The 23704-nt window shown below is 43.6% G+C and carries 22 protein-coding genes and 1 pseudogene; 14 read left to right on the plus strand and 9 right to left on the minus strand.

The genetic code is table 11. The features are described 5' to 3' along the window. Nucleotides 1-175 precede the first annotated feature (175 nt). Together L2748_RS16165 and L2748_RS16170 are read left to right on the plus strand one after the other, a co-directional pair. Nucleotides 176-610 carry a GNAT family N-acetyltransferase gene (locus L2748_RS16165; RefSeq protein ID WP_220781394.1) on the plus strand — a complete coding sequence of 145 codons (435 nt, stop codon included), beginning with the start codon at nucleotides 176-178 and terminating at the stop codon, nucleotides 608-610. Between the two features lie 72 nt (nucleotides 611-682). Next, nucleotides 683-1117 carry a hypothetical protein gene (locus L2748_RS16170; RefSeq protein WP_220781393.1) on the plus strand — a complete coding sequence of 145 codons (435 nt, stop codon included), beginning with the start codon at nucleotides 683-685 and terminating at the stop codon, nucleotides 1115-1117. Between the two features lie 52 nt (nucleotides 1118-1169). On the opposite strand, the gene L2748_RS16175 is transcribed toward L2748_RS16170, so the two are convergent. The 3 genes from L2748_RS16175 to L2748_RS16185 all read right to left on the minus strand — a co-directional run bounded on the left by L2748_RS16175 (nucleotide 1170) and on the right by L2748_RS16185 (nucleotide 5093). Next, nucleotides 1170-3098, minus strand: coding sequence for a B12-binding domain-containing radical SAM protein (locus L2748_RS16175; protein ID WP_220781392.1), 1929 nt, complete (start codon nucleotides 3096-3098; stop codon nucleotides 1170-1172). Between the two features lie 251 nt (nucleotides 3099-3349). Continuing rightward, nucleotides 3350-3544 carry a DUF4250 domain-containing protein gene (locus tag L2748_RS16180; RefSeq protein WP_220781391.1) on the minus strand — a complete coding sequence of 65 codons (195 nt, stop codon included), beginning with the start codon at nucleotides 3542-3544 and terminating at the stop codon, nucleotides 3350-3352. A 250-nt stretch (nucleotides 3545-3794) separates the two neighbouring features. After that, nucleotides 3795-5093 (minus strand): alpha/beta fold hydrolase, encoded by a 1299-nt coding sequence (locus L2748_RS16185; RefSeq protein WP_220781410.1) that lies wholly within the window; start codon nucleotides 5091-5093, stop codon nucleotides 3795-3797. 290 nt (nucleotides 5094-5383) lie between these two features. Here L2748_RS16185 and L2748_RS16190 point away from each other — a divergent pair, with 290 nt between their 5' ends. Further along, on the plus strand, nucleotides 5384-6028 hold the full coding sequence (locus L2748_RS16190; protein ID WP_220781390.1) for an MBL fold metallo-hydrolase: 645 nt from the start codon (nucleotides 5384-5386) through the stop codon (nucleotides 6026-6028). A 410-nt stretch (nucleotides 6029-6438) separates the two neighbouring features. After that, nucleotides 6439-6927 (plus strand): DUF1097 domain-containing protein, encoded by a 489-nt coding sequence (locus L2748_RS16195; RefSeq protein ID WP_220781389.1) that lies wholly within the window; start codon nucleotides 6439-6441, stop codon nucleotides 6925-6927. A gap of 71 nt (nucleotides 6928-6998) precedes the next feature. Here the strand turns inward: L2748_RS16195 and xthA are convergent, their stop codons facing one another. The 3 genes from xthA to L2748_RS16210 are packed head-to-tail and all read right to left on the minus strand — an operon-like array spanning nucleotide 6999 to nucleotide 8667. After that, on the minus strand, nucleotides 6999-7805 hold the full coding sequence (xthA, locus tag L2748_RS16200; protein WP_220781388.1) for an exodeoxyribonuclease III: 807 nt from the start codon (nucleotides 7803-7805) through the stop codon (nucleotides 6999-7001). Between the two features lie 17 nt (nucleotides 7806-7822). Next, nucleotides 7823-8122 (minus strand): YciI family protein, encoded by a 300-nt coding sequence (locus L2748_RS16205; protein WP_220781387.1) that lies wholly within the window; start codon nucleotides 8120-8122, stop codon nucleotides 7823-7825. Beyond that, nucleotides 8122-8667 carry a septation protein A gene (locus L2748_RS16210; RefSeq protein ID WP_220781386.1) on the minus strand — a complete coding sequence of 182 codons (546 nt, stop codon included), beginning with the start codon at nucleotides 8665-8667 and terminating at the stop codon, nucleotides 8122-8124. Before L2748_RS16210 ends, L2748_RS16205 begins: the two co-directional genes overlap by 1 nt. 397 nt (nucleotides 8668-9064) lie before the next feature. Here L2748_RS16210 and L2748_RS16215 point away from each other — a divergent pair, with 397 nt between their 5' ends. Then, nucleotides 9065-9430, plus strand: coding sequence for a cupin domain-containing protein (locus tag L2748_RS16215; RefSeq protein WP_220781385.1), 366 nt, complete (start codon nucleotides 9065-9067; stop codon nucleotides 9428-9430). A 160-nt stretch (nucleotides 9431-9590) separates the two neighbouring features. Then, a complete protein-coding gene (locus L2748_RS16220; protein ID WP_220781384.1) occupies nucleotides 9591-10049 on the plus strand; it encodes an energy transducer TonB in 459 nt (152 codons plus the stop codon). Between the two features lie 175 nt (nucleotides 10050-10224). Here L2748_RS16220 and L2748_RS16225 read toward each other — a convergent pair whose 3' ends face one another. Then, nucleotides 10225-11628 carry a multiheme c-type cytochrome gene (locus L2748_RS16225; RefSeq protein WP_220781383.1) on the minus strand — a complete coding sequence of 468 codons (1404 nt, stop codon included), beginning with the start codon at nucleotides 11626-11628 and terminating at the stop codon, nucleotides 10225-10227. 396 nt (nucleotides 11629-12024) lie between these two features. Between L2748_RS16225 and rnm the strand changes: the two genes are divergently transcribed. From rnm to rluB, 5 genes are all read left to right on the plus strand, one after another. Then, entirely contained in the window at nucleotides 12025-12903 is an 879-nt protein-coding gene (gene rnm, locus L2748_RS16230; protein WP_220781382.1) for an RNase RNM, read from the plus strand. After that, nucleotides 12900-13520 carry an L-threonylcarbamoyladenylate synthase gene (locus tag L2748_RS16235; RefSeq protein ID WP_220781381.1) on the plus strand — a complete coding sequence of 207 codons (621 nt, stop codon included), beginning with the start codon at nucleotides 12900-12902 and terminating at the stop codon, nucleotides 13518-13520. The genes rnm and L2748_RS16235 overlap by 4 nt, the downstream gene beginning before the upstream one ends. A 113-nt stretch (nucleotides 13521-13633) precedes the next feature. Further along, complete coding sequence (locus L2748_RS16240) at nucleotides 13634-14422, plus strand: segregation and condensation protein A (RefSeq protein WP_220781380.1); 789 nt, start codon at nucleotides 13634-13636, stop codon at nucleotides 14420-14422. Then, on the plus strand, nucleotides 14423-15019 hold the full coding sequence (gene scpB, locus L2748_RS16245) for an SMC-Scp complex subunit ScpB (RefSeq protein WP_220781379.1): 597 nt from the start codon (nucleotides 14423-14425) through the stop codon (nucleotides 15017-15019). Next, nucleotides 15012-15884 carry a 23S rRNA pseudouridine(2605) synthase RluB gene (gene rluB / locus L2748_RS16250; RefSeq protein ID WP_220781378.1) on the plus strand — a complete coding sequence of 291 codons (873 nt, stop codon included), beginning with the start codon at nucleotides 15012-15014 and terminating at the stop codon, nucleotides 15882-15884. The genes scpB and rluB overlap by 8 nt, the downstream gene beginning before the upstream one ends. A gap of 83 nt (nucleotides 15885-15967) precedes the next feature. Here the strand turns inward: rluB and L2748_RS16255 are convergent, their stop codons facing one another. Next, complete coding sequence (locus L2748_RS16255) at nucleotides 15968-16705, minus strand: YciK family oxidoreductase (RefSeq protein WP_220781377.1); 738 nt, start codon at nucleotides 16703-16705, stop codon at nucleotides 15968-15970. Nucleotides 16706-16966: 261 nt separating this feature from the next. On the opposite strand from L2748_RS16255, the gene L2748_RS16260 reads away from it, so the two are divergent. Continuing rightward, nucleotides 16967-19477, plus strand: a complete 2511-nt coding sequence (locus tag L2748_RS16260; RefSeq protein WP_220781376.1) for a VolA/Pla-1 family phospholipase — start codon at nucleotides 16967-16969, stop codon at nucleotides 19475-19477. Nucleotides 19478-19622: 145 nt separating this feature from the next. Next, nucleotides 19623-20650: pseudogene (gene sohB / locus L2748_RS16265) on the plus strand (protease SohB). 190 nt (nucleotides 20651-20840) lie between these two features. Here sohB and L2748_RS16270 read toward each other — a convergent pair. After that, nucleotides 20841-22877 (minus strand): pentapeptide repeat-containing protein, encoded by a 2037-nt coding sequence (locus L2748_RS16270; RefSeq protein WP_220781375.1) that lies wholly within the window; start codon nucleotides 22875-22877, stop codon nucleotides 20841-20843. A gap of 527 nt (nucleotides 22878-23404) precedes the next feature. On the opposite strand from L2748_RS16270, the gene L2748_RS16275 reads away from it, so the two are divergent. Then, nucleotides 23405-23617: a hypothetical protein gene (locus L2748_RS16275; RefSeq protein WP_220781374.1), complete on the plus strand. Its 213-nt coding sequence runs from the start codon at nucleotides 23405-23407 to the stop codon at nucleotides 23615-23617. Nucleotides 23618-23704: the final 87 nt, after the last annotated feature.

The following is a 23704-nucleotide window of genomic DNA, read 5'->3' on the forward strand; positions in this document are numbered from 1 at the left end:
GATCAAGACTAAGGTTGATCAAGACTATGGTTGATCAAGACTAAGGTTGATGTAGCGAATTGATTATTGATTATTGACTATTGATTTTAATAATAACCTGAAATTATCAAAAGTGTAAGTATTGATAATTATATAGCCTACTGAAAATTCAGATTGATCACCACTAGAGAATACAATGGAAAAAATAGAATTTACCCAAGGCGAACTAGGGGCGAAAATACAGGCACAGTTAACCGCGGGCTTTGAGTCTCATACTCAAGAGCAAATGGCTCCGCCTTATGATAATCAACGTGTAAACTGGATAGTTGAAGACGAGCAAGGCAATCTTATCGCAGCCTTAACCGCTGTTCTGCTTTGGGATTGGTTATATATTGATGAGCTTTGGGTGGCTGAAAGTTGTCGTGGTAGTGGGCTAGGTCGACAGTTGATGGATAAAGCGCAGGAGTATGCAATCACTGAAAAGCTATCTGGTTTATGGCTGTGGACGCAAAGCTGGCAAGCTCCTGAGTTTTATCAGCGTTTAGGCTTTGAGGAGTTTACTCGTTTTGATGATTTTCCAGCAGGGCATAGCCGTATAGGGTTACGCAAATATTTGCAGGATCAAGGTTAATTCGTGTTCGTTATGTTAAGGTTTGAGCCTTAATTCTCCTCTGTATCATTTTGAATAAGCAAAGGATTTGCGATGAAATATGTTTCCGCTATGTTATTAGGCTTGATTGCGGCCGGCCTATCTGCCGTTGCCTTTAGCTTTGCTGCGAGTTATTCACCACTATTGAATTATTTAATTGCGGTGGAGGGGTTAAATAGCAATAGCCTTGAGTGGTTACTAGTCATACTGCAAGATAGTGCTATTACGCTTTTGAACGCAGTGGCGATTTTTTTTATTTATCGACGACTATTAAGCCAATTTCCATTTAATTGGCTGGCAATTATCTTAATGCAATTACCTCTATCGCTGCTGGTGATATCGGTGAATGGTTTACCAATTGATTTTGCAAATCTGTATGAGCTTTCAAAATCGCTGCCTACGCTTATTAATGCAATTGCTATTGTACTGATATATGTAGTGTTTAAGCTGTTCGATAATAAACAAGCCACTATAAATAGTGGCTTGTAGTGGGTCATTGCACCAGCACTAAGTTCATCTGTTTTAAGTAGCCAGTTCTAAGTTAGTCGCTTTCAAGTAAGTTAGTAATGGCTCTTGAAATCAGGTCTTTTTTCATTGTTGTTGGCGTCACTTTTTGGTTAAACCAAAAGCTCATTGGCTGCTCAAAGCCGATGCCATGCATATAGTTGTAAATCGCTTTACGCAGGCCTTCACCGAGCATTTCATGGTCAGTGCCTGTCGGATCGGTAAAGTTAACATCGTTCTCAGCAAATAGAATCTCTGGTCGCTCTTCAAGGGTGATACCAAATTGCTCTGGGTTGATACCTATTGGGCTGTGTACGGTAGCCACAAAGCGATGCCAGTATGCTGATTGGAAGCAGCCTTGTTGCATCATTTGGCGCACCATCTCCAATGAGTCGACAGTTTCTTGCTCAGTTTGTGTTGGGAAGCCATACATTAAGTAAGCATGTACCAAAATACCTGCATCACTAAAGGCTTTGGTCACTTGCGCCACACGCTCAACACTGACGCCTTTTTTCATCAGTTTTAATAAGCGGTCTGACGCAACTTCAAGACCACCACTGACAGCGATACAACCTGAATCGGCTAACAACTGGCAACGGGCTTTGCTAAAGGTGCGCTCAAAACGAATATTGCCCCACCAACTGATGACTACGCCACGCTCTATGAGTCTTTTAGCCATGGTAAATAGCAGCTTGGGTGGCAGTGCTTCGTCAACAAAGTGAAAGCCAGTCTCGCCAGTTTCTTCAATGAGTTGCTCAATTCTGTCTACCAGCACATCGGCGCTAGCTGAATCAAAACGGTCGATATAATCTAAGCTGACATCACAAAAGCTACACTTACGCCAGTAACAACCATGGGCGATGGTTAATTTGTTCCAGCGGCCATCGCTCCATATACGGTGCATTGGGTTGAGCATTTCACATAAAGAAAGGTATTCATCCAGCGGTAAGCCATCATAAACCGGTGCACCAACATCCGATTGCGGAATATCGTGTAGCTCAGCATTTTCATTAAAGTGAACATAGGCTTCGCCATTTTCATCTTCTGCAAGGAAGTAAGTGCGAACCAAGTCGTCGACTTCACGCTGACCTTGAAAGTACTCTAATAAGGTAATAAAAGGTCGCTCTCCATCATCGAGACAGATAAAGTCAACAAACTCAAATACACGAGGATCTTTTAAGGCACGAAGCTCGGTATTGATAAAACCGCCGCCCATAACAATTGGGATCTCAGGGTTGATAGCTTTACAAGTTTGCGCAATTCGTAGCGCTCCTAGCATATTACCGGGGAACGGCACGGTTAATGCGACTACGCTAGGTTGGGTTTCTTCAAGGTATTGCTCAACCAACTGCTCCAAGATCTCTGAGCTAAAACTAGGCTCATCCATCAAGGTGTCATAGAGATTATCAAAGCTTGGGTTTGCCGCAGCTAACTGCTCGCCATAACGACTGACTTCAAAGTAGGGATCAACGCCTTGGGTGATCACAGTAGAAAGGTCGTTAATAAACAACGTCGCTAAATACTTTGCTTTATCTTGTACCCCAAGGTTACCAAAAGCGGCTTGTAGCACATCACCGGATACAGCTTCCATTTGCGCTATGGTGTCAAAGGCTGGCCCTTCAGGTAAGAAGCGACGCGAGTTGATGCGCATAGCAAGGCTTGGGTCTTTGCCTTGTAAAAAACGAATCGCAGGTTCTACCGTGAGGTGGTAACGGTCAAATTCGGCTAAAAAGTTAAAAATCGCATCAGGTAGCTCATTATCTTCAAAATGCTCAAAGTTTTGCTCTACGTGCTGGCGAATAACGTCTAAAGCCGGCGCTGTCATCATCTCAAGAAAGAGTTCAATTGCAGGATCACGTTGCACCGCCTCATAGCCACGAGAGCGTAAGAATCCCGTTAAATACGCTGTTGCCGGGTAGGGCGTATTCAGCTGGGTCATAGGTGGAGTCATTAGAAGAACGGTCATAGCCTGCCTTAAATTGTAAAACTTTGGGACTCAATACCACGTTGCTTTGGTGGCTCAGAGTGAGGCAGTCATATCGCTGCCAAAAAATTAGCACGGATTCTAGCAAATGTACTCGTTAAAAACCCGTTTATTAGTGGATATTCGAGTAAGTTTGGTGTCATGATTATATGGCAGGAGGTGGCGAATACCTGTGGTGTACCCACTATGAACGTTTTCGGTGGCGATGAGTTGTTAACCTTATCTATCGCTAATTATCGAGTTTTGTATTGATTACACACTGGGTCATACTCAAATCCACTTGCAGCGAGCTTTTGTTCAAGTAACTTGCTATCAATATCTAAGTCATAAAACAGCGCTTGTTGGTCTTTACAATTTAAACGTAGGTGTTCGTTTGCAATACCGACGAGCACTTCGGCTGATAATGTATCGAGCTTATCAATATTCATAATGGCTCCATCATTTCTTGTCCTAACAATCGTCACTATAGGGCTTAATTGTTGGTTCCGAGGATTTTCAAAGTATGAGTTGTTAAATACAAAATTGCCAATAGGAGAGCGAGGACGGGGGGAATTTGTTTAGTAATAAAAAGTGTATAATTTCAACACAAAAAAAAGCAAGCCTCGGTTAAGGCTTGCTAAAGTGATACAGGTGAGGAACAGATTACATAATGTCCCATTAAGCTTAAGCCTTTATTAATTAACGCAGCTTTTCCCCACGATTAATTGCAATTAATCTATCTAGAATATGCTCGCCATCCATACGAATTCCGTTGTGTTCATACTCAGAGGTTACCCAGTATTTTAAGTTGCCAACTCGGGCTGCAGTTTCGAGGCTATATTGCATTTCTACAAACATATCTTCACTGTAAATAGCTGCACTCACAGGCACTTGGTTATTAGCCAAGGTCTCTAGGTTGTATAGCATTGGCCAGTCCGATTTTTGGGCTAAATCCTCAGCGGCCTGTTTAAGCGGCTTAAGGTTACCAAATTGCTCAAAAAACCACGGGTAGACCATTTCGCCAGTAAATAGAAACGGCTTATCGCTGCTGTAGTTGAACTCAGAGTATGTTTGTCTCACTCGGTGCGCAGCCCAATTTGAACGGGTTTGCTGGCAGTAGATAGATTCATGTAACAAGGCAAAAATTGGATTGGTATTGAAATCCAATAATTGACAGAAATGCGCTAAAAATAGTGGATTCACCTGCGTGCCAGTAGGCGTGTCAATTAACGCTTGCTCCAATAAGTAGTAAACGCTTTCAGGTCCTTGCTCCATACCAATATTAATGCCCAGTAGTTGCAACATTTCAACGGTTAAACGCTCACCTGTTGCTAACAACACTTGGTTGTTTTCGATATGGTTAGCGAGGGCTTTAATTAAACATTGTGCATCGGTAAAGCGGGTAAAAAAGTCATGGTTTTTGGCTAATACGCGTTTGTAAGTTGCTTGGTAAACTTCATCGGCACTGCGTGTTAGCGACGGAATACCACCGGTAATATAGGCTTCAGCTAGCCCCTGTGGCGCATCATTTAAGTATTTTAAGACACAAAAACCACCAAAGCTTTGCCCAAGAATGGTCCATTTTTGGTTGTCTGTCAGCTGCTGACGAATGGCCTCTGCATCACGAATGATATTATCTGCGCGAAAGTGGCTTAGATACTGACTCTGCTCGTTGCTGGTTAGGTGCGATAAGCAGGCATAGTTAACAGGAGTAGATAAACCTGTGCCACGTTGGTCGAGTAAAAGCACGCGATACTCTTTAAGTGCGCGTTTTATCCAACCACCATTAGCGGCAGGGCGCACAGCACCGAAACCTGGGCCACCTTGAAAAAAAACAATAAAAGGTAATGACTTAGCGCTATTTTCTGGACTCGATATTTCTCGTGCAAATATGGATATTTGCGCTCCATCGGGGTCTGCATAGTCAAGAGGCAAAGTGAAGTGATGCTTTTGAGCAACCATACCTGCAAAGGTAAGCTGAGGAGAAGGGTGATTCATGGCATTGACCTTATTGTATGCATTATTATTGAGGCGGTGACAGATGATAGCTAACGGATAAGCAATCATTCTGTTGCCCTTTCTGCGGTGATTGTATACTAAAGATTACCTACTTTTCAGTATTTCAATATATGGAAACTAAATGCCACAAACAGACAGTGCTAAAGTAAAAAAATTAATGCAGTTTTTGTGAGCTGAGGGCTAAATTATCCCAATAATTGATAGTCGAATTGGCCAACTTAACGTAACCTTGAGCTATTCACAGCCAAAAGAACCTTAGGTGTTTATCAATGAAGTACCAGTTAATACCCGTCACCCCATTCCAACAAAATTGCAGTTTAATTTGGTGTTCTGAAACCATGAAGGCGGCAGTTGTCGATCCTGGTGGAAATGTTGAGCGTATTTTAGAAGAAGCAGCCAAAAACAGTGTGGTGATAGAAAAGGTATTGCTGACCCATGGACATATTGATCATGTTGGCGGTGCTCAGGCACTAGCAGCACAACTTAACGTCCCTGTGATTGGCCCACACAAGGCGGATGACTATTGGTTAGACAGTCTTCCTAAGCAAAGCCAACACTTTGGTTTTGTTCACTGTGATGCGTTTACACCTGCGCAGTATTTGGAAGAAGGTGATGAAGTCAATGTGGGTAATCAATTATTGAAAGTGTTGCATTGCCCAGGTCATACGCCAGGTCATGTGGTATTTTTTGCTGAATCAAGCAAGACAGCATGGGTAGGTGATGTGTTATTTAGAGGCTCAATAGGTCGCACAGACTTTCCGTTATCTAACCATCAAGATTTAATTGACTCGATCACCCAAAAATTATGGCCATTAGGAAATGATGTACAGTTTATTCCTGGTCACGGTCCGCTTTCTACGTTTGGTGATGAACGAGCACAAAATCCATTTGTGGCAGATCAGCTGTTTGGCTAAGTAGAGCTGTCGTTCATACAGCAGCTTATGCTGCAATAGTAAAATGAAGCGCCTTATGGCGCTTTTTTTGTTTTTAGCCCTAAACCAGTTTGTTCTTAAGATGGACTTTTTAGTTTCATTCCTCCTGCTAGCTTTTTATACCTGTGTGAACCGAATTCTTAGCAGTGGCTGGAGCACTATGAGTTAATAACAGGTTACCCTAATAGTCATTTATAGGTACTTTTACTACATAGTTGGTGTTGTTGTGCGATTAATCGCCATTTAAGTTTAGTAATTGGTGCTAGATCGTGTTTTTTTACAGATAAAAAAGGTAGTTTAGCTCGCCTGAATCTAACTCACTAATCGAATTAATCGCAAATCATTAGTCAGTGAGTTGAGTATTACCAGAGTTATAGGTTAAGAGGTGAGCTATGGAAAATCGTTGGCAGATTGCTATTTCAGCAGGTTTACTGGCAGGTGTTTGGGCTGGCGTCGCAGATGCGCTTCATCTCGTCACTTGGGTAGGCTTTCTCAGTTGCAGTACGTTCTTTGCTCAGACTCACTCTGGTGTAAAAGGTATGTTTATGGCAATGAGCACCAATTTATCTGGGGTATTCTGGGGTTGGCTAATCATTTCTGGTAGTAGCTTCTTTGTCTCACCAGTATTTGGCTACATTTTTACCGCTATTGCGACATCCGCTATGTGCTTGCAAGCAAGCTATCAAAAGCTGGCCTTCATCCCAGGGGCGTTTATAGGCTGTTGTATCACTTTTGCTATTGGTGGTGACCTCGCTGCTATTTTACCGCCACTGCTAATCGGTGCAATGTTGGGTTATAGCATGAGTGTATTGACGGGGCAGTTAATCACCTTAACCAAAAAGTTTCAGGGCGTTGCTGCAGAACCAGCTAAAGAGTCATAAGCGTTCATCTAATTGATATAAAAATGCCAGCAATCATTGCTGGCATTTTTGATCTGATGATTCTAGCTGCTTTAGCTGAATGAGCTCCAAATAGGGGCGTGATCAGATGGCTTTTCAATGCCGCGTAAATCGTAATCTACGTCAGACTCAACTAAACGCTCAGCCAGTGACTTTGTCGCTAAAACAACGTCAATACGTAGGCCGCGGTTATCATCAAAGCCCTTGCTGCGGTAGTCAAACCACGAGTAGCGTTCTGTGCGTGTTGGGTGAAGCTGGCGGAATGTATCGACTAAGCCCCAATCCATCAAGGTTTTTAGCCATTCACGTTCTTCTGGCTGAAAGCTACATTTACCGGTTTTTAACCAACGCTTGGCGTTAGGCTCACCAATACCAATATCAAGATCAACTGGCGAAATGTTGATATCACCGATAATGGCAATATCTTCATCAGCGTTATGGTGTTCATTTAAGTACTGCATAAGATCTTTGTAGAACTTACGCTTAGCCGGGTACTTCGTCTCGTGGCTAATGTTATCGCCCTGAGGGAAGTAACCGTTAAGTACGGTAAGTGGACGGCCATTTTCCTGAGTGAAGGTGCCCATAATCATGCGACGCTGAGCGTCCTCTTCATCTGTAGGGAAGCCTTTTTGCACTTTTACTGGCTCAGCCTTAGACAGCATAGCGACACCATAATGGGCTTTACCGCCATGATAGTGCACGTGGTAGCCCATGGCTTCAACATCGGCTAATGGAAACGCTTCGTCATGCACTTTGGTTTCTTGCAGCCCAATCACATCAGGCTGATGGCTATCAATAAGGGCTTGTAACTGATGCAATCTTGCTCGCAATCCATTGATATTAAATGAAACAATCTTCATTAGTTGCATCCTTTTATTTACGGTAAAACCAGTTTGTATGGCTTAACGATTACGCTTGCATATACGCCAGCAGCAATATAAGGATCGGCATCAGCCCAACATTGTGCATCTTCAAGTGAGGCAAAATCAGCAACAACTAACGAGCCGGTAAAGCCCGCTTCACCTGGGTTTTCGCTATCAATAGCAGGGTGTGGACCCGCAATAAGAAGGCGCCCTTCGTCAGCAAGTTGTTGCAAACGAGCTAAGTGGTCAGCACGAACAGAAAGGCGTTTTTCTAAGCTATTTTCAACATCTTGCGATGAAATCATATACCACATTATTTAAGTTCCTTACGATCTTCTTCAGACATGTTTTTATATAGGTAAACAACGGTCAGCACGGTATTAACCAGTGTTAGTGCCGTTAAGCCGAATACTTTAAAATTAACCCAGGTTTCTTGCGAAAGGCTAAAGGCTACGTAGATATTAACCAAGCCACAAATAATGAAAAAGCTGACCCAATACCAAGTCACGTGAGCCCAAATTTTATCAACAACGATCAGTTCTTTGCCGAGCATGCTTTTTAAAATAGGTTTGTTCATTAATTGGCTAACACCAAGAGCGATAGCAAACAATGCATAAACGATGGTGACTTTCCATTTAATGAATGAGTCATCGTGTAGCACTAAGGTTAATGTGCCAAATACTGTCACCATGATAAAAGTGATCAGATGCATTTTTTCTATTTTTTTGTACAGCATGTAGCTGATGACAAGTTGCAAAGCGGTGGCCGCAATTAACGCGCCGCTGGCAATATAGATATCGAAAAATTTATAGACTGCAAAGAAAATGACCAGGGGCAGAAAATCGAGCAACTGTTTCATAGGAAAATATTCAGTTTCAGAATTCAAAAAGTGGCATTGAGTGTAGCACGCAAGTATACATGGAAAAAGTGAAAGCCGGCGGCTTAAGCTAGGTTATGCATTACCTTTAGAAACCCTGTGAAATCGTTAAAATCAAGTTTATTTTTAGTAACTATTTTTACATAAACACTTAGGTTCTTTTGGGCCGACTTTTAGTAAACAAATGGAAGGAGGTTATAGCACAATACTAAATGACCTTTTGTTCAAGCTTAAGTTATTACCCTTACTTATTTCGCTGTCATTATTACGTGACATCAATCACTGTAGATAAAGTGTTGTACAACTTTTAAGCAGCTCGGTGTCGCATTAAAGTATTAATGTGGAGTTTTAGAGCGCTTAGTTAAAGGGGGAGATAAGAATGAGTAAAATTAATATTGAAGAGAAGTTTAGCCTGTTTTCAGAGTTGTGGTCTCCAAAAATTATTGCAGAATCAAATGAGCAACTGGTAAAAATTGCAAAAGGCCGCGGCGAGTTAGTTTGGCATAAACACGACAATGAAGATGAATTGTTTTTGGTATTTAAAGGGCAGTTAACTTTGCAGATGAGAGAGACGGAAATAGTGCTTAACCCCGGGGAAATGTATGTTGTAGCTAAAGGGGTTGAACATTGTCCCAGAGCGACCGAAGAGACTCATTTCTTAATGGTGGAGCCTAAATCAACGGCACATACTGGAAGCGTTGTCAGCGAATTAACAGTGGATACTGTTGACCAAGCTTGGATCTAATCTGTGGACTGATAAAACACTGCGGTATTGCAGTGTACTAGAGCATTAATAGCGTTAGCACGAAAATATACGGAAAACTAAATTAATAGTGCTCCTTGTTAACGGGTTTTACTTGATATAGCTTTATCGTGGAATTAGAACTCGTTACAAAGGAATGTATATGAAATTGATAGCAAGTAGTTTGTTAATAGCCTTATTTCTATTACCGCAGATGAGCCATGCAAAAGTGCAAAAGGTATTCGGAGAAGTGCTGCTTACAGAGGTTGATGCAAATAGCCAAAAATACTGGTATCGAGTAGGTCATGATAAGTCAGAACCTGTAATGAAATACCCTATAGAGCTTGCACGCTCAAAGATTCAAGGCTGCACGGTGTTGTCATTTGATATCACCGAAGCGGGAAATACAGCTAATGTTGAAGTTATCAGCTCCATCCCCAATAAGCATTTGGGTAAGTATGCAAAAAACGAAGTTAAAAGCTGGCGTTGGCAGCAAGCTGACTCACTAAGTACTGTAATAGGTGAAAAGCGTACAATCAGATTAGATTACTGTTTAGGCACAGAATCTGCTGCGTCATCGCAAGCCCAGTGTCAGCGTCAAGCGCAGTTAAATTGCAGCTAAAATCTTTGAAGCAGCAAGAGTTTGCTATTTTTGCTAGCAGTCATATTTAGCTGCCACTCTTAATTAAGAATGGCAGCTAACAAAGTCGTGGCGGCTTAGCTCAGGGTTTACATTAGCCAAATAAAACGAGCTAGATGTTAATCCCAAGCAAAACACTCTGTGATTTAAAACAAAATTACAGCGCCTTTAAGCCTTTATAATTCTGGCTTAAGCTAACCATTTCAACCGATGGCACAACCACTTTCTTCTCTAGTAGTAGATCCGCCACACTTTGGTCGAATGAGCGGTAATGCAGTTTAGTTTCAACACTGTAATCAGTTACGCCAGCAGGTAACGTAAACGGATATTTAACCGTTTTAGAACCTTTTGCTGGAATCGTGTTTTGCACTGAGAAACTCGCGACTTTCCAAGGTTTATGTTCAGACTTACCGTGAACATCAACAGCAGTGTCTTGGAAAATAACAGTGCCTTCTGGTAGGGCGTTTTCAGCCGTTAATGTACCAGAGCGTAAAAGCTCCTTACCATTTACGTCACGCACAATCACTTCTAACCAAATTTGACGAATGAAAGTCAAACTTGTTGGTAAATCATGACCCGCGCGGCGGTTAAATACGGTAACTTCAAGTACAGGATTGTTTGCTGAACCCGTCACTTTAGCTTCAAGCGCGGCAGCAGACTTTAGGCGTTTAACCGCTTCATCAGCGTGAGCTTGGCCGTTTTTAACCCCTAAAAGCGGAGCGATAACCGCATTGCCGCCCACAAAGCCGTGGTCGTGCACTAAGCTACGAACCGGGCCGCCACGTGCAGCTTTACCACCTAAGCGGTGCTCTTCAAGCTTTTTAGCCGGTAGCATTTCATCTGCAACGCGCATGGCTGTTTCAACTGGCACCATGTGGCAGTCTTGACATTGAATATCTGCTTTAGCGTAGTCAGATTTTTTCCACTCGTCATAGGTATGTTCAAGGGCAAAGTTGTCATGCACAGGGTTAAATACGTTGTGACAGTTAGCGCAGAACTCAGACTTAGTATGCAGGTCTGAGTATTCAGCCTTGTGTCCACGTGGCTTAGCATCATCAAATGGTCCACGTTTAACTTTATCGTTAGCTATTTCTAGTGATGCATTACCATGCTCACCCATAGCGGTATGCTGCATGTTGGTATCAACCACACTGTGGCACACTTCACACGATACACCTTGGTTAGCAATAGCTTGAGTCGTAAAGCCACCAAACTTGCCTGACTCAGATTTAAATTCAACCGTTTGAGTAACAGTACCTAGCACTGTGTGACAGCCACCACAAAGGTTTTTAGCTGCGCCGTTGGTTTCTTTCTCACCCATAGCCCACTCAGCTTGGAACACTGGATCGATAAAGGCGATAGAGTGCATTGAGCCTTGCCAGCCGTTCCATTGACGAGGGTGACAGCCTTTACAAGTGTTTGAGTCGCGCCATTGTTTTAACTCAGGCTTTTTATCACCTTCAACACTTAGGTATGACGGCGCAAATTCCATCTCTTTTTCGGCGTGAGCTAGCACAGGCATAGCGCACAAAAGCGCTAAAGCTAGGTATGTTTTTTTCATCTTGTTGTATTTATCCAATAACTAACGAATTTACTTGGGTGTGCCGTGTCAATCGTTTGATTTTACGGAACTTGATATCGAGAATTTCAGGCGAGCGAATAGTAAATAATTCATTAATGACATACTGCTAGCTGCTGCACATAAAGCTATTGAATTTAGTTGGTTTTTTTGCACTAGTTCAAGGAACTGACGGAAAGAGGTAAATAATAAAACTGACATATAAAAAGCATGTTAATTAGTCAGTTAGCCTTGATTTGTTCAATCTAGAAAATAACACTCGGAAAACTAATTGTTTGTTTAGCCGTTTGTCAGGCGACAAGGGCAGGGCTCCTTGATAGCACTAAATTACTTAAAACAAGATTAAAATCACCTTTAAGGGCTAAACTCAAGTATCATATGGGCATGAAAGATGAAAATAATACAGATGTAAAATTGGTTGACTTACACAGCCATACGACCGCTTCAGACGGCCAATTAACCCCATCAGAATTAGTTGCACGCGCGATAAGTAAAGGCGTGCAGATGTTTGCAATTACCGATCATGACACCATCGATGGCCTGAAAGAGGCACATGAGTTTAATCAACAACACGAGACACCGTTAGAGTTAATCAATGGCGTTGAGATCTCCACCCGCTGGAATAACTTTGACATTCATATTGTGGCGCTAAATGTGGATATCGATAATGTCGAGTTGGCCGCATTTTTACATAAGCAACGTGAGTTACGATCAGAGCGTGCACAAGAAATTGGTGAGCGTTTAGCCAAAGCGGGAATTGAAGGTGCCTACGAAGGTGCCAAGTTTTATGCGGGTGATGCCGCGATAAGCCGTGGTCATTATGCGCGCTGGTTAGCCGAAAAAGGCTATGCCACGACCACAGCTAACGTATTTAAGAAGTATTTAGCTCGCGGTAAAACCGGTTATGTGCCTAATAATTGGGGCGACATGGCTGGGGCGATAGCGGTTATTCACAACGCTGGAGGGGTGGCTGTACTCGCACACCCGAGCGGCTATAAATTGTCGGCCAAATGGCTTAAACGCTTAGTGCGCGAATACAAAGAAGCGGGTGGTGATGCGATGGAGGTTGTTCTTGGACAACAGACCATTGATGATCGCAATAACCTTATCTCGCTCAGTATCAATAACGCACTGACATGCTCGTTAGGCAGCGATTTTCACTTTCCAGGTAGCTGGATTGAAATCGGTAAAAATATGTTCCAACCCCAAGGAGTGGATTGGGTTTGGCAGTCAGATAAATGGAAGGTAGTACAATGAGTCAGTTTTTTTATATGCATGAGGAAAACCCTCAAACACGCTTAATTAGCCAAGCCGTAAACGTGATTAAAAGTGGTGGTGTAATCGTATACCCAACTGATTCTGGTTATGCTCTAGGTTGCTTGATTGGTGACAAAGACGCGATGACTAAAATTGCACGTATTAGACAGATTGAAAATGATCATAACTTCTCGTTAATGTGTCGCGACCAATCGGAGCTGGCGAGTTACGCTCAGGTGGATAACCAAGCTTATCGTTTGTTAAAGCAAAATACGCCAGGGCCTTACACCTTTATCTTTAAAGCGTCTAAAGAAGTGCCAAAAAGATTACAAAATCCAAAGAAAAAAACGATTGGTATTCGTGTACCAGATAACGTGATTGCATTGGCATTGCTGGAAGCATTGGGTGAGCCATTAATGTCTACCAGTTTGATTTTACCGGGTAAGGATTTTACTGAGTCAGATCCTGAAAACATCCGTGACATGCTAGAACATCAAGTCGACTTGATTATTCACGGTGGCTATTTAGGTGAAAAGCCAACCACAGTTGTTGACTTATCTGATGGTGAGATCGAGGTGATCCGTGAAGGTGCGGGTGACGTCACTCCTTTCCTTTAACCCTTGGTCTATGCGCTGGTGCGCGATTAACCACAATTGACAGCGGCTATTGCTTTAATCGCGGTAGTTTTACAGGTATAATCGCGCGTTTGCGAAAATAGAGGGTGTTACGGATGGAGGGCGTTCAGCAAAAGTTGCCTTTAGCCGTTGTTCGGGGTGAGCCTTTTAAGGTTATGCCGAAAGACCTTTTTATTCCTCCTGAAGCTTTAGAGGTTTTTCTTGAGTCTTTTGAAGGACCATTGGATCTACTGCTTTATTTAATCCGCAAACAAAAACTTGATGTGGTTGATCTCCCCATATTCTCGATTACGCAACAGTACCTAGAGTATGTGAATCTTTTGCAAGGTGCCAAAGTGGAGCTTGCAGCCGACTATTTGGTCATGGCGGCAACCTTAGCCGAGATTAAATCTCGCTTATTATTGCCAAGACCAGAGGTTGAGCAAGAAGATGAGGAAGACCCGCGGGCACAATTGATCCGTCAGCTTAAAGCGTATGAAGTGATCAAAGATGCTCAGGAAAAGCTGGATGAATTGCCAAGAATGGAACGAGATATGTTTCAAGCTAAGGCGATACCCGCTGCCAACATCAAGCCGGAGTTATTGCCTCCTGAAGTGTCTCTTACCGAGATAGCCAGAGCATTTTCATCGGTATTAAAGCGAATTGAAGCCACTGAGAGTCATCACGTTGTACGTGAAGTATTATCAACACGCGAACGCATGGCACAAATTTTAGCTAAGCTCAATGCAGAGACTTACTTACCCTTTGAAGCCTTATTTGATTTCGAGGAAGGCCGCAGCGGCGTGGTAGTGAGCTTCTTGGCTTTAATGGAATTGGTTAAAGAGTTATTGGTTGAGCTGGTACAAGCTGAGCCGTTTTCAACGATACATGTTAGGGCATACTGATTGTCTCAGATAAATCCAGATCAGCTTAAACAGTTAATCGAAGCTAGCCTGTTTGTGTTAGCTAAGCCGATGACAATAAAAGCACTAAAAGAGACTGTACTGTCTAATTTTAGTGTGTCGCGGGTGAAGATTAAGGCCTGTATTGAAGAGTTACAACTCGATTATGAGCATCGAGGTGTACAATTAGTAAAGGTGGCAGGGGGCTACAGATTTCAGACATTGGCTGAATTGAGTCCATTTTTACAGCCGTTATGGCAAGAAAAAGCCCCTAAGTATTCGCGTGCAACCTTGGAAACATTGGCGGTTATTGCTTACCGCCAGCCTGTTACCCGCGGTGATATTGAGTTTGTACGTGGCGTGGCAATTAGCAGCCACATTATAAAGAGTTTAAACGATAGAAATTGGATTAAAGTTGTTGGCCATAAAGAGGTGCCTGGAAGACCAGCGCTTTATGCTACAACCACCGATTTTTTAGCTTATTTCGGCTTAGACACCATTGCGGATCTCCCGCCTTTGTCTGATCCCGAATCATTGGCTGCACTGTTTTCAACTGAAAAGAGTGTGACCGAAAAAACAGAAGAGTCTACTAATGAGTGAAAAATTGCAGAAAGTCTTGGCCCGTGCAGGCCATGGCTCCCGTCGTGAGATGGAGGCATGGATTGCTGCAGGTCGAGTTAGTGTTGACGGTGAAATTGCAAGCCTAGGCGATCGCGTCGAATCTGACGCAAAAATTCGTATTGATGGCCGTACAGTTTCAATTCGTTCTGAAGAGGATGTGGTTTGTCGTGTTATTGCATACCACAAGCCTGAAGGTGAAATTTGTAGTCGTAAAGACCCTGAAGGACGCCCAACGGTATTTGACCGTCTACCAAAAACTCGCGATTCGCGCTGGGTTGCTGTAGGCCGCTTGGATATTAACACTTCAGGTCTATTACTATTTACCTCTGACGGTGAATTGGCAAACCGCCTAATGCACCCATCAAATGAAGTAGAGCGTGAATACGCTGTGCGTACATTTGGTGAAGTGACCGATGCTTGTATTCAACGTTTACGCATGGGCGTAACGTTAGAAGACGGCCCAGCAAACTTTGACAAAGTTAAAGCTGCTGGTGGCGAAGGCATGAACAAATGGTGGCACGTTAGCTTAGCTGAAGGCCGTAACCGTGAAGTTCGTCGTTTATGGGAATCTCAAGAAGTGCAGGTAAGCCGTCTTATCCGTATTCGTTACGGCATGATTGAGCTACCTAAAGCACTACCACGTGGTGGTTGGATTGAGTTGCCAATCGAAGAAGTAAACTACCTTCGTAAAACAGCCGGTATGGACGAAGAAACGCGTACATTACTCGGTACTGACAAGCACAGTGTTGCGCGTAACAAAGTACGTAGTGCAAAAATTAAACGTGCTGTACACAAGCATAAAGTGGCTTCGTCAAGACCAAAGCCATCTCGTCAGCGTACCTAATTTATTAAGTTACTGATGATGAAGATTAAAAAGGCCGCTAATTAGCGGCCTTTTTGTTTTTAAATCTTGTTTCTAATACTGAATTACTGAGCGTTAAGCTGTTGGCCATTCACTTCTTTAGAGTCATCACCCATAAGGTATAGGTAAGTTGGCATAATCTCTTCAGGCGCTTTTAAAGACTGAGGGTTTTCTGCAGGGTAGGCATTTGCGCGCATGCCTGTGCGCGTCGCACCAGGGTTGATGCTGTTAACACGGATAACAGTATCTTCGTATTCGTGAGCTAATGATTGCATCATGCCTTCGGTAGCAAATTTTGAAATGGCATATTCGCCCCAGTAAGCTCGACCTTGGCGACCAACACTGCTAGAGGTAAACAGTAAAGATGCAGATTCAGATTTGCGCATGATTGGCAGCATTGCCTTGGTTAGCATGATTTCTGCAATCACATTAACCTGCATAACTTCATTTACCGTGCTCATGGTAATGTGCTCAAATGGGCCCAATACGCCTAGCAGGCTTGCATTGTGCAATAAGCCATCTAACTTTCCGAACTGCTCTTCAATGGTGTCAGCCATATCTTTGTAGTTTTGCTCAGTAGCGCCTTTCAAATCGAGAGGCACAATAGCAGGGGTAGGGTAACCAGCTTGCTCAATTAGGTCATAAACTGCTTCTAGTTTTTTTACTGTTTTGCCTAATAAGATCACCGTGGCGCCATGTTTTGCATAAGCAATCGCTGCAGCTTTGCCTATACCGTCACCAGCACCTGTCACTAAAATGGTTTTGTTTTTAAGTAAATCTTTTGCTGCTTGATATTCCAACATGAGTTAATACTTCCTCAGAGCTCAAACGCCCGTCACTTCTAGAATCGCTGATATGATAAACAGCTGTTTAAAACAAACGATTAATTTTTGTCCGCTCAATTGGTGGTTGAATGTGACAAAAATGTAGCTAACTCAATAATTTTGCGTTAACTTGAACTTAGTTAAGGACTAACAATAAGTCCTATTGGTATACATTGTTGACTATTGTGACCAATTTCTTAGTGAAAACAAAATTATTACAACAAGATTTGGGGAAAAAAGATGAAAAAACTCTTTTTGGGCGTAGCAATCACCTCAGCATTGGGGCTCACGGCTTGTAGCGAAGACAGTTATAACGAATTAGTAGACAAAACTGAGCCTCTGGTTCCTCAGTCTGTGTTTGTTTTTGATCCTGCAGCGGGTGCTGTGCCGCTACCAAACGATTTATTGTTTAACGGTACTACCGATGGCACGTTAGCTATTCCTGGTGAAGAGTCTGGCGATTATGTGGACCCACAAATCGCGCTTGGCGCGTTAGATGGTTGGTCATTGACATCACCTATTACTATCGACGTTGCACCAGCAACCGATAACGATGGCGCAGTATTAACTATTGATGCGGCATCTGTGGTGCAACCGGGTGCGGTGCGTGTATTTGAAGCGACCGTAGGCGGTGCGCTTTCATCTGATCCTGAATGTAGCGGGGCACCTTCTGTCTCGGCCTGTAAAGTGGGCGAAGAATTACAATTCGGTGTAGATTACGTTTCCCAAGCTTCGGGTAATAAAGTGGCGATTATTCCACTCAAACCTTTAAAAGCGGGTCAGTCATATATTTATGCGACCACCACGCTTATCCAAGATTCTGCTGGTCGTCCAATTGCGCCATCTGCAACTTACGGGTTATTAAAGCTTGATATTGAAACTAAGCCACTAGAAACACCTGATCAGTTGTTCTTACAAACGTTAGTAAACAGCTACGAGAAAGGTATGGCTGCTGCGGGTGGCCCAAGCACTGAAGAGGTGACTTACTCAGGCCTGTTTACCACACAGTCAGTTGCCGATGTTTACGAGACTACCAAGTTATTAATGGTTGCTCCGGCAGAGGGCAATACTGTTAATCCATACGCCCCTAAATTAACGGCGATGCCTGCACCGGTTGTGATGGGCGGTAATGTTATTACGGTTGCTCAAGCAGCTGGTTTAACACCGGCTGATGGTCTTGCTTATGTGGTTTCAGATCTAGCAGATGTTTTTGCCGCTGAAATTCAAGTGCCTATTTACGGCGACTGCTCATCGACAAGTTGTTTAGATGCCAATCTAAACCCGTTGATTAATGGTCACTGGAAAGCCCAAGGCGATAGTCCGGTTTCAGTGCTTTTAGCGTTAGAAGCACAGACCCTAAGCCAAGCCAATTATTTTGCTCAGGCTGAAGCTCAAGGTGTCGATCCAGTTGCGGCGCTAACCAATCCAGCATTGCTTGCAGGTAAAACTTGGTTATTAGACGATGGCACACCTGCTGATACCACAAAGCATCTCACTAAGTTCAATCCTATTCCTGCTATTAAGGGATATGAAAAAGTCGCAGTACAAATTACCTTACCTAACGCAGCTAAACTTGCCGGTTTTTATCAGCAACAAGGCCTACCTTTTACTGCACCAACAAACGGCTGGCCAACAACCATTGCTATGCACGGTTTAGGTGGTGGTAAAGAGATGGCATTAGCATATGCCGGCACTTATGCTGCATCGGGCATTGCTACTATATCAATTGATATGCCACTGCATGGTGCGCGCTCATTTGATGCGAACGGTGACGGTATTTATGAAGTTTCAGCAACGGATCCTAGTTATGGCGCTGTAGTTGGGACGCCTGATGCCTTTAAAAATGGTAACCCGCTAGCCTTTGTTAACATCGCTAGCACTTTGACGGTACGTGATAACTTCCGTCAAGCAACAGTTGACCATTTAGCACTGCGCGCGGCATTAACAGGCCTTTATCTAGGTATTGCACAGGCGGGCGGACAGCAAATTTTTGATATCAGCCAAATCAGTGCACAAGGCTTAAGCCTAGGCGGTATTGTCGGGACAACATTCTCTAACTATGCATCTACTGGTCTTCGCGACCCAGCAAGTGGTACTGAATTGCCAAACGCATATGGTGTTAATGCTGCATCGCTAGTGGCGCCAGCGGGCGGCCTAGCAGGGGCGTTTGCAGGCTCACCAACCTTTGGCCCTGTATTGTTTGACACGATAGTGGCAACAGATTCGTTCCAGGCGCTAGTTGATGAAGCCAACGTTAATGGCGCAGAGCCGGGCAGTGATGAATACAACGCAATTGTTGCAGCCGTTTATGCTGAGTTTATTCCAACCTTTGCCTTTGCTGTGCAAACAGCATTTGATAGTGCGGACCCAATTAACCACGCCGCATCGCTTGCAGGGACGCAACTACCAGTTCACTTAATCGAAGTGGTCGGTGATGCAACTAATAAGCCGGATCAGGTATTGCCAAATACAGTAGAAGGTTTCCCACTATCAGGCACCGAGCCGTTGATTGCCAATCTTGGCCTTAAGTGTGTTTCAGCTACTGAAGCCGGTTCTGGAGCGGTACGCTTTAGTAAAGGTCACCATAGCTCAATTGTGAGCCCTGATGAAGTTGATGGCGTAACTGACGGCATGGCAGCACAAGCAACCGTTGAAATGCAGCAACAAGTTGCCGCATTTGCGCTAACCGCGGGTAAAGGCTCAGCGACTATCTTAGTGCAAGACAGCAGCGTGTTGCAAAGCTGCCCATAAGCAAAATAGTGGTTTAAATTAGCCATATTTGTTCAAAAAAAGACCCAGCGAAAGCTGGGTTTTTTATTGGCATGTTTTATTGCTAAATAGGCTGGTAGAATAGCTCGCAATTGAAAAAATAAATCAGGTTAAGCTGGAGAATATTTTGGAATTTCTGTACGAGTACGGTTTGTTTTTAGCTAAGGCAGTCACCATTGTTGTGGCTATTTTGGCCGTAGTAATTGTAGTGCTTGCCTCAACGATTAAGCACAAGACCGACAAAGGTGAGCTTAAACTGACCAATTTGAGTGACAACTTAAAATCACTTAAACATGAATTGAAAGAAGAGCTGCTATCTAAAAGGCATTTAAAGCTTACGAGAAGCAGCTAAAAGCGGATGAAAAAGCCAAAGAGAAACAACAAAAAGAGGGCGTAGAAGAAGCTGAGCCTAAGGTTTTTGTTGTCGACTTTAAAGGCAGTATTGATGCCGGTGAAGTGGCGTCACTGCGTGAAGAGATCAGCGCGATTTTAGCGATTGCAGACAAGGGCGATGAAGTCATCGTTAATGTTGAAAGTGGCGGCGGCATGGTTCACGGCTATGGCTTGGCATCAAGCCAGCTTGACCGTTTAAGACAAGCCGAGATCCCATTAAGTATCTGTGTTGATAAAGTGGCAGCCAGTGGCGGTTACATGATGGCGTGTGTGGCTAACAAGATTTACTCGGCGCCTTTTGCTATCGTCGGTTCAATCGGTGTGGTAGCGCAAGTGCCTAACTTTAACCGTTTACTGAAAAAGCACGATATCGATTACGAGCAGCACACAGCAGGTGACTTTAAGCGTACTTTAACCATCTTTGGTGAAAATACCGATGAAGGTCGTGAGAAGTTCCAAAAAGAGCTTGAAGAGACTCACGTATTATTCAAAGGCTTTATTGCTAAGTATCGCCCAGAGCTTGATCTTGAAAAAGTGGCAACCGGTGAGCATTGGTATGGTCAACAAGCTATCGAGCTTGGCTTAGTGGATGAAATCGCCACTAGCGATGATGTGATCATGAAGCTTGCTAATGAGCGCACAGTTATTAAAGTGAGCTACCAGCTTAAGAAAAAGCTATCAGACAAAATTGCCCATGGCGCATCTTTGTCTTTCAATGCGATTTTCAATAAATTCGCTGAGAAAAACCAGCCGCTTAAATAATTAAGCCTGAGTTCTGAGTTTTAGCTCATTAGTTTTAAAAATGAAAAAACCTGCCAAGTGCAGGTTTTTTTATGGGTGTAGAAGTGGTTAGCTAATTTGAAAAAATGGAGTAACCACATTGGCAATCGTACGCATTACTTGCTCGCTGAGAACGGGCATAATGCCCATCCTCGGTTGATGTGATTTGTGATTAACAGCCTTTTGGAAATATCCAAACTTCAATAGCGCCATCTTTACTGCCCAATTCATCACCCGATGAGCTAGGGTTTGAAGGTGCCGTGTCTTGAGTAGGCGCACTATTACAGGTAGTGGCAGGGATCACCGACCAGCTTCCGCCGCCGGCTCCAGCGCCATCATCGCCAGCACCACCGCCACCATAGCCACCTCCGCCGCCACCGCCTCCAGCAGCGGTAAAGCTATCATCAGCATTGCCACCTCTGCCGTCAGAGCCAACGCCAGGATCGCCATTTACCCACTCGCTGTTAGCGCCTAAAAATCCTTGTCCGCCTTGACCACCAATGCCGTCTTTACCGTCATTAGCGCCATTACCACCATTGCCCCATTCATCGGTGCTGCCACCATCGGCAACATCAATAATGGCTTGACCTACGCCAATGGTACCTTGGCCTATGACTGATGATGCCGCAACGCCGCCATCAGTGCCATCGCTTAGCCATCCAGATGATTCACCACCGCCGCCACCACCGGCGATCAGTATGACATCGTCTTCAAGTGAAGTGGGGCTGCTTGCTGCAATCATCACCAGAGTCGACGAGCCACCGTCACCATCGATATTACTCAATGTGCCACTTTCACCGATAAAGAAATTAAATGATGTTTGCCCATAATCATCGAGGAAATGAGAAAGGGTTGTAACTGTGGAGGCAAAACCGCTTTTACCACCGTCGCCACCAGAGGTCCAGAGTCCACCATTTGAGCCAACACCGCCTTCGCCTCCCCAGGCTAAAATCGCCATAGGTGTGTCGTTGTCCAAAGTGGTATCGAGCGATGAGCTCACTTGGCTAAAGATATCAACCAGATTAACTGATGTTACCAGCTCTGAACTATCTATCGCTTCGCAGCTTTCTATCGGTGTGCCGCCATCAAGACCACCATACTCAGTGGTACAAACTTCTTTATCAACCGTTGGCAATAAACACTTATAAACGGTGTTGCCATCTTCGGTAACATCCTGCTTAACAGAGTCGCACGGATCTGTTTCAGCAACGGGAGTTGAATTACAAAAGCCGACAGAGGTGATATCACAAATGCCGCCATCTACCCATGTTGCGCCAACAAGATTAGCGTTATCAAACTCAGTATCGGTGACTGTGGCATTATCAAGATCTGCCGGAGATAATTGCGCGCTGGAAAGTAAAGTGCCACTCAGGTTGGCATTACTCAGATCGGCATAGGTCATTTCTGAACCACGAAAATCACCGTTACTCATGTCGGCGCCACTAAAGTTAGTGCCTGTGAGCGTTGACTCGAAAAGATCGACATTAGTTAATATCGCATCAGTTAAATCCGCGCCAGAAAGGTCGGCAAACGTGAGCGTTGCATTATTTAAGTCTGCGCCTGATAAATCACAATTTTGACAGGTGTTGGTGGAAATCAACGTGGTTACATTATCATCGCTAGTATCCGCGTAAGCAGGGCTTATTAGCGCATTGCCAAAGGTGGTTAATAGCTTAGTAACCAGCGAATAATTAACGCTATTTGCTTTTGGCTGCGATTCACTGTCAGGCGTTGTCACTAAGAAGGTGGTATCTGTGGTATCTACATGCTCACCGTGGGTCAGCACCAGCTGATATTGTCCAGCAGGGATGACTGCTGAAACACACTCTTCATTGGCGCTAATGCTAATGACTTGCTCGCCACTGCTATTGTTAAGCACCATAGAGTGATTGGAGTTGTTGTTAGTGTCTTCAAAACAAAATGTATGTTTGAGCGTACGCGAATATTGGTAGGGGATAAGATCTGAGCCTGATTCGCCGTTAGAATCGCCTTCTACTGTGGCCGAAGGTGGCTCTAGAAATAAAGCAACGGTACCTTGCTCGGGGTTAGCCCGTAAGCGGCTATTATTGGCAAAGTCTTTTTCGTTCAAAAGCTTTGTCTGTATTTGAGCCTCATTGTTGTCGCTATCACAAGCTGTCACTAAGGTGAGCGAGAATGTTAACGCTAACAACGCGTTAAAGTTGCCGCGGTAATCATTGATAGTCTGCACGTTATCTTCCTTATAATGGAACAGATGTTTCTGAAGTTGTAGAGTTTTATAAAGCGGTAAATGGGCTATTCCAAGCCCTTTTCGATATGTTTATAGCGCAAGGCTAGGTTATGCGTTTGTTGGTGTTTTGTTGCATAGCTCTGCATTTGGCGATAGTGAATTAGAGCGTCGTATTAGTCAACCGCTCATCAAAACAAGCAGCCGACTGCATATCGCGTTTTGTTTGCGGTATTTACACCAGTCTTTACATCTGTCTTTACACCAGTGGTAAGCGAGCCAATAGGCTTGAAAACCATTAAAAGAGTCGTTAAACAGTAGTTAAGCAGGCATTGAACAAGCATTAAGCATCGATAGTAAACGTCAGATAAGTACTGTTATGATCTAATTGGATCCAGTACTTTTATTTGAAATACATTAGAGAAAAGGATCTAAAGAAAGGGGGGCCTAGTTTAGGAAGTGTATGGTTATCAATTGAGGTATACACTGATTCGACATATCCTATGTAAATAGCTTAAGGACGATTTTTCATGACACAAAATGAAGAGCTGCGAGAGGCTTACCTCCGCATACTCAAAGACATAGATGATTCCTACCTCATTCCTAACAAATCAAATAACCCATCGACCAAAGGACTATCTGGACTATTTTTAACATCTATTCATCCGAACTACGGCAATGCAAAAAACAAAATCATGATCATTGGGCGAGAAACAAAAGGTTGGACATGGAATGAAAAATGATCTCTAGTACTAAAACTAGACACGGCACTAAGCAATGCTCTTTAGTTCGAATGCTTCTGGGCTGAGATAGCCATTCGCACTATGCCT

Source organism: Shewanella sairae (assembly GCF_023283535.1).
GTDB lineage: Bacteria > Pseudomonadota > Gammaproteobacteria > Enterobacterales > Shewanellaceae > Shewanella > Shewanella sairae.

Coding starts and splice junctions, on each gene's coding strand:
- rluB (WP_220781378.1), top strand. CDS start 15,012: ATGAGTGAAAAATTGCAGAAAGTCTTGGCCCGTGCAGGCCATGGCTCC.
- L2748_RS16185 (WP_220781410.1), bottom strand. CDS start 5,093: ATGAATCACCCTTCTCCTCAGCTTACCTTTGCAGGTATGGTTGCTCAA.
- L2748_RS16205 (WP_220781387.1), bottom strand. CDS start 8,122: ATGTGGTATATGATTTCATCGCAAGATGTTGAAAATAGCTTAGAAAAA.
- L2748_RS16225 (WP_220781383.1), bottom strand. CDS start 11,628: ATGAAAAAAACATACCTAGCTTTAGCGCTTTTGTGCGCTATGCCTGTG.
- L2748_RS16165 (WP_220781394.1), top strand. CDS start 176: ATGGAAAAAATAGAATTTACCCAAGGCGAACTAGGGGCGAAAATACAG.
- xthA (WP_220781388.1), bottom strand. CDS start 7,805: ATGAAGATTGTTTCATTTAATATCAATGGATTGCGAGCAAGATTGCAT.
- L2748_RS16180 (WP_220781391.1), bottom strand. CDS start 3,544: ATGAATATTGATAAGCTCGATACATTATCAGCCGAAGTGCTCGTCGGT.
- L2748_RS16170 (WP_220781393.1), top strand. CDS start 683: ATGAAATATGTTTCCGCTATGTTATTAGGCTTGATTGCGGCCGGCCTA.
- L2748_RS16240 (WP_220781380.1), top strand. CDS start 13,634: ATGGAGGGCGTTCAGCAAAAGTTGCCTTTAGCCGTTGTTCGGGGTGAG.
- L2748_RS16175 (WP_220781392.1), bottom strand. CDS start 3,098: ATGACCGTTCTTCTAATGACTCCACCTATGACCCAGCTGAATACGCCC.
- L2748_RS16215 (WP_220781385.1), top strand. CDS start 9,065: ATGAGTAAAATTAATATTGAAGAGAAGTTTAGCCTGTTTTCAGAGTTG.
- L2748_RS16195 (WP_220781389.1), top strand. CDS start 6,439: ATGGAAAATCGTTGGCAGATTGCTATTTCAGCAGGTTTACTGGCAGGT.
- L2748_RS16235 (WP_220781381.1), top strand. CDS start 12,900: ATGAGTCAGTTTTTTTATATGCATGAGGAAAACCCTCAAACACGCTTA.
- rnm (WP_220781382.1), top strand. CDS start 12,025: ATGGGCATGAAAGATGAAAATAATACAGATGTAAAATTGGTTGACTTA.
- L2748_RS16255 (WP_220781377.1), bottom strand. CDS start 16,705: ATGTTGGAATATCAAGCAGCAAAAGATTTACTTAAAAACAAAACCATT.
- L2748_RS16275 (WP_220781374.1), top strand. CDS start 23,405: ATGACACAAAATGAAGAGCTGCGAGAGGCTTACCTCCGCATACTCAAA.
- L2748_RS16220 (WP_220781384.1), top strand. CDS start 9,591: ATGAAATTGATAGCAAGTAGTTTGTTAATAGCCTTATTTCTATTACCG.
- L2748_RS16210 (WP_220781386.1), bottom strand. CDS start 8,667: ATGAAACAGTTGCTCGATTTTCTGCCCCTGGTCATTTTCTTTGCAGTC.
- L2748_RS16260 (WP_220781376.1), top strand. CDS start 16,967: ATGAAAAAACTCTTTTTGGGCGTAGCAATCACCTCAGCATTGGGGCTC.
- L2748_RS16190 (WP_220781390.1), top strand. CDS start 5,384: ATGAAGTACCAGTTAATACCCGTCACCCCATTCCAACAAAATTGCAGT.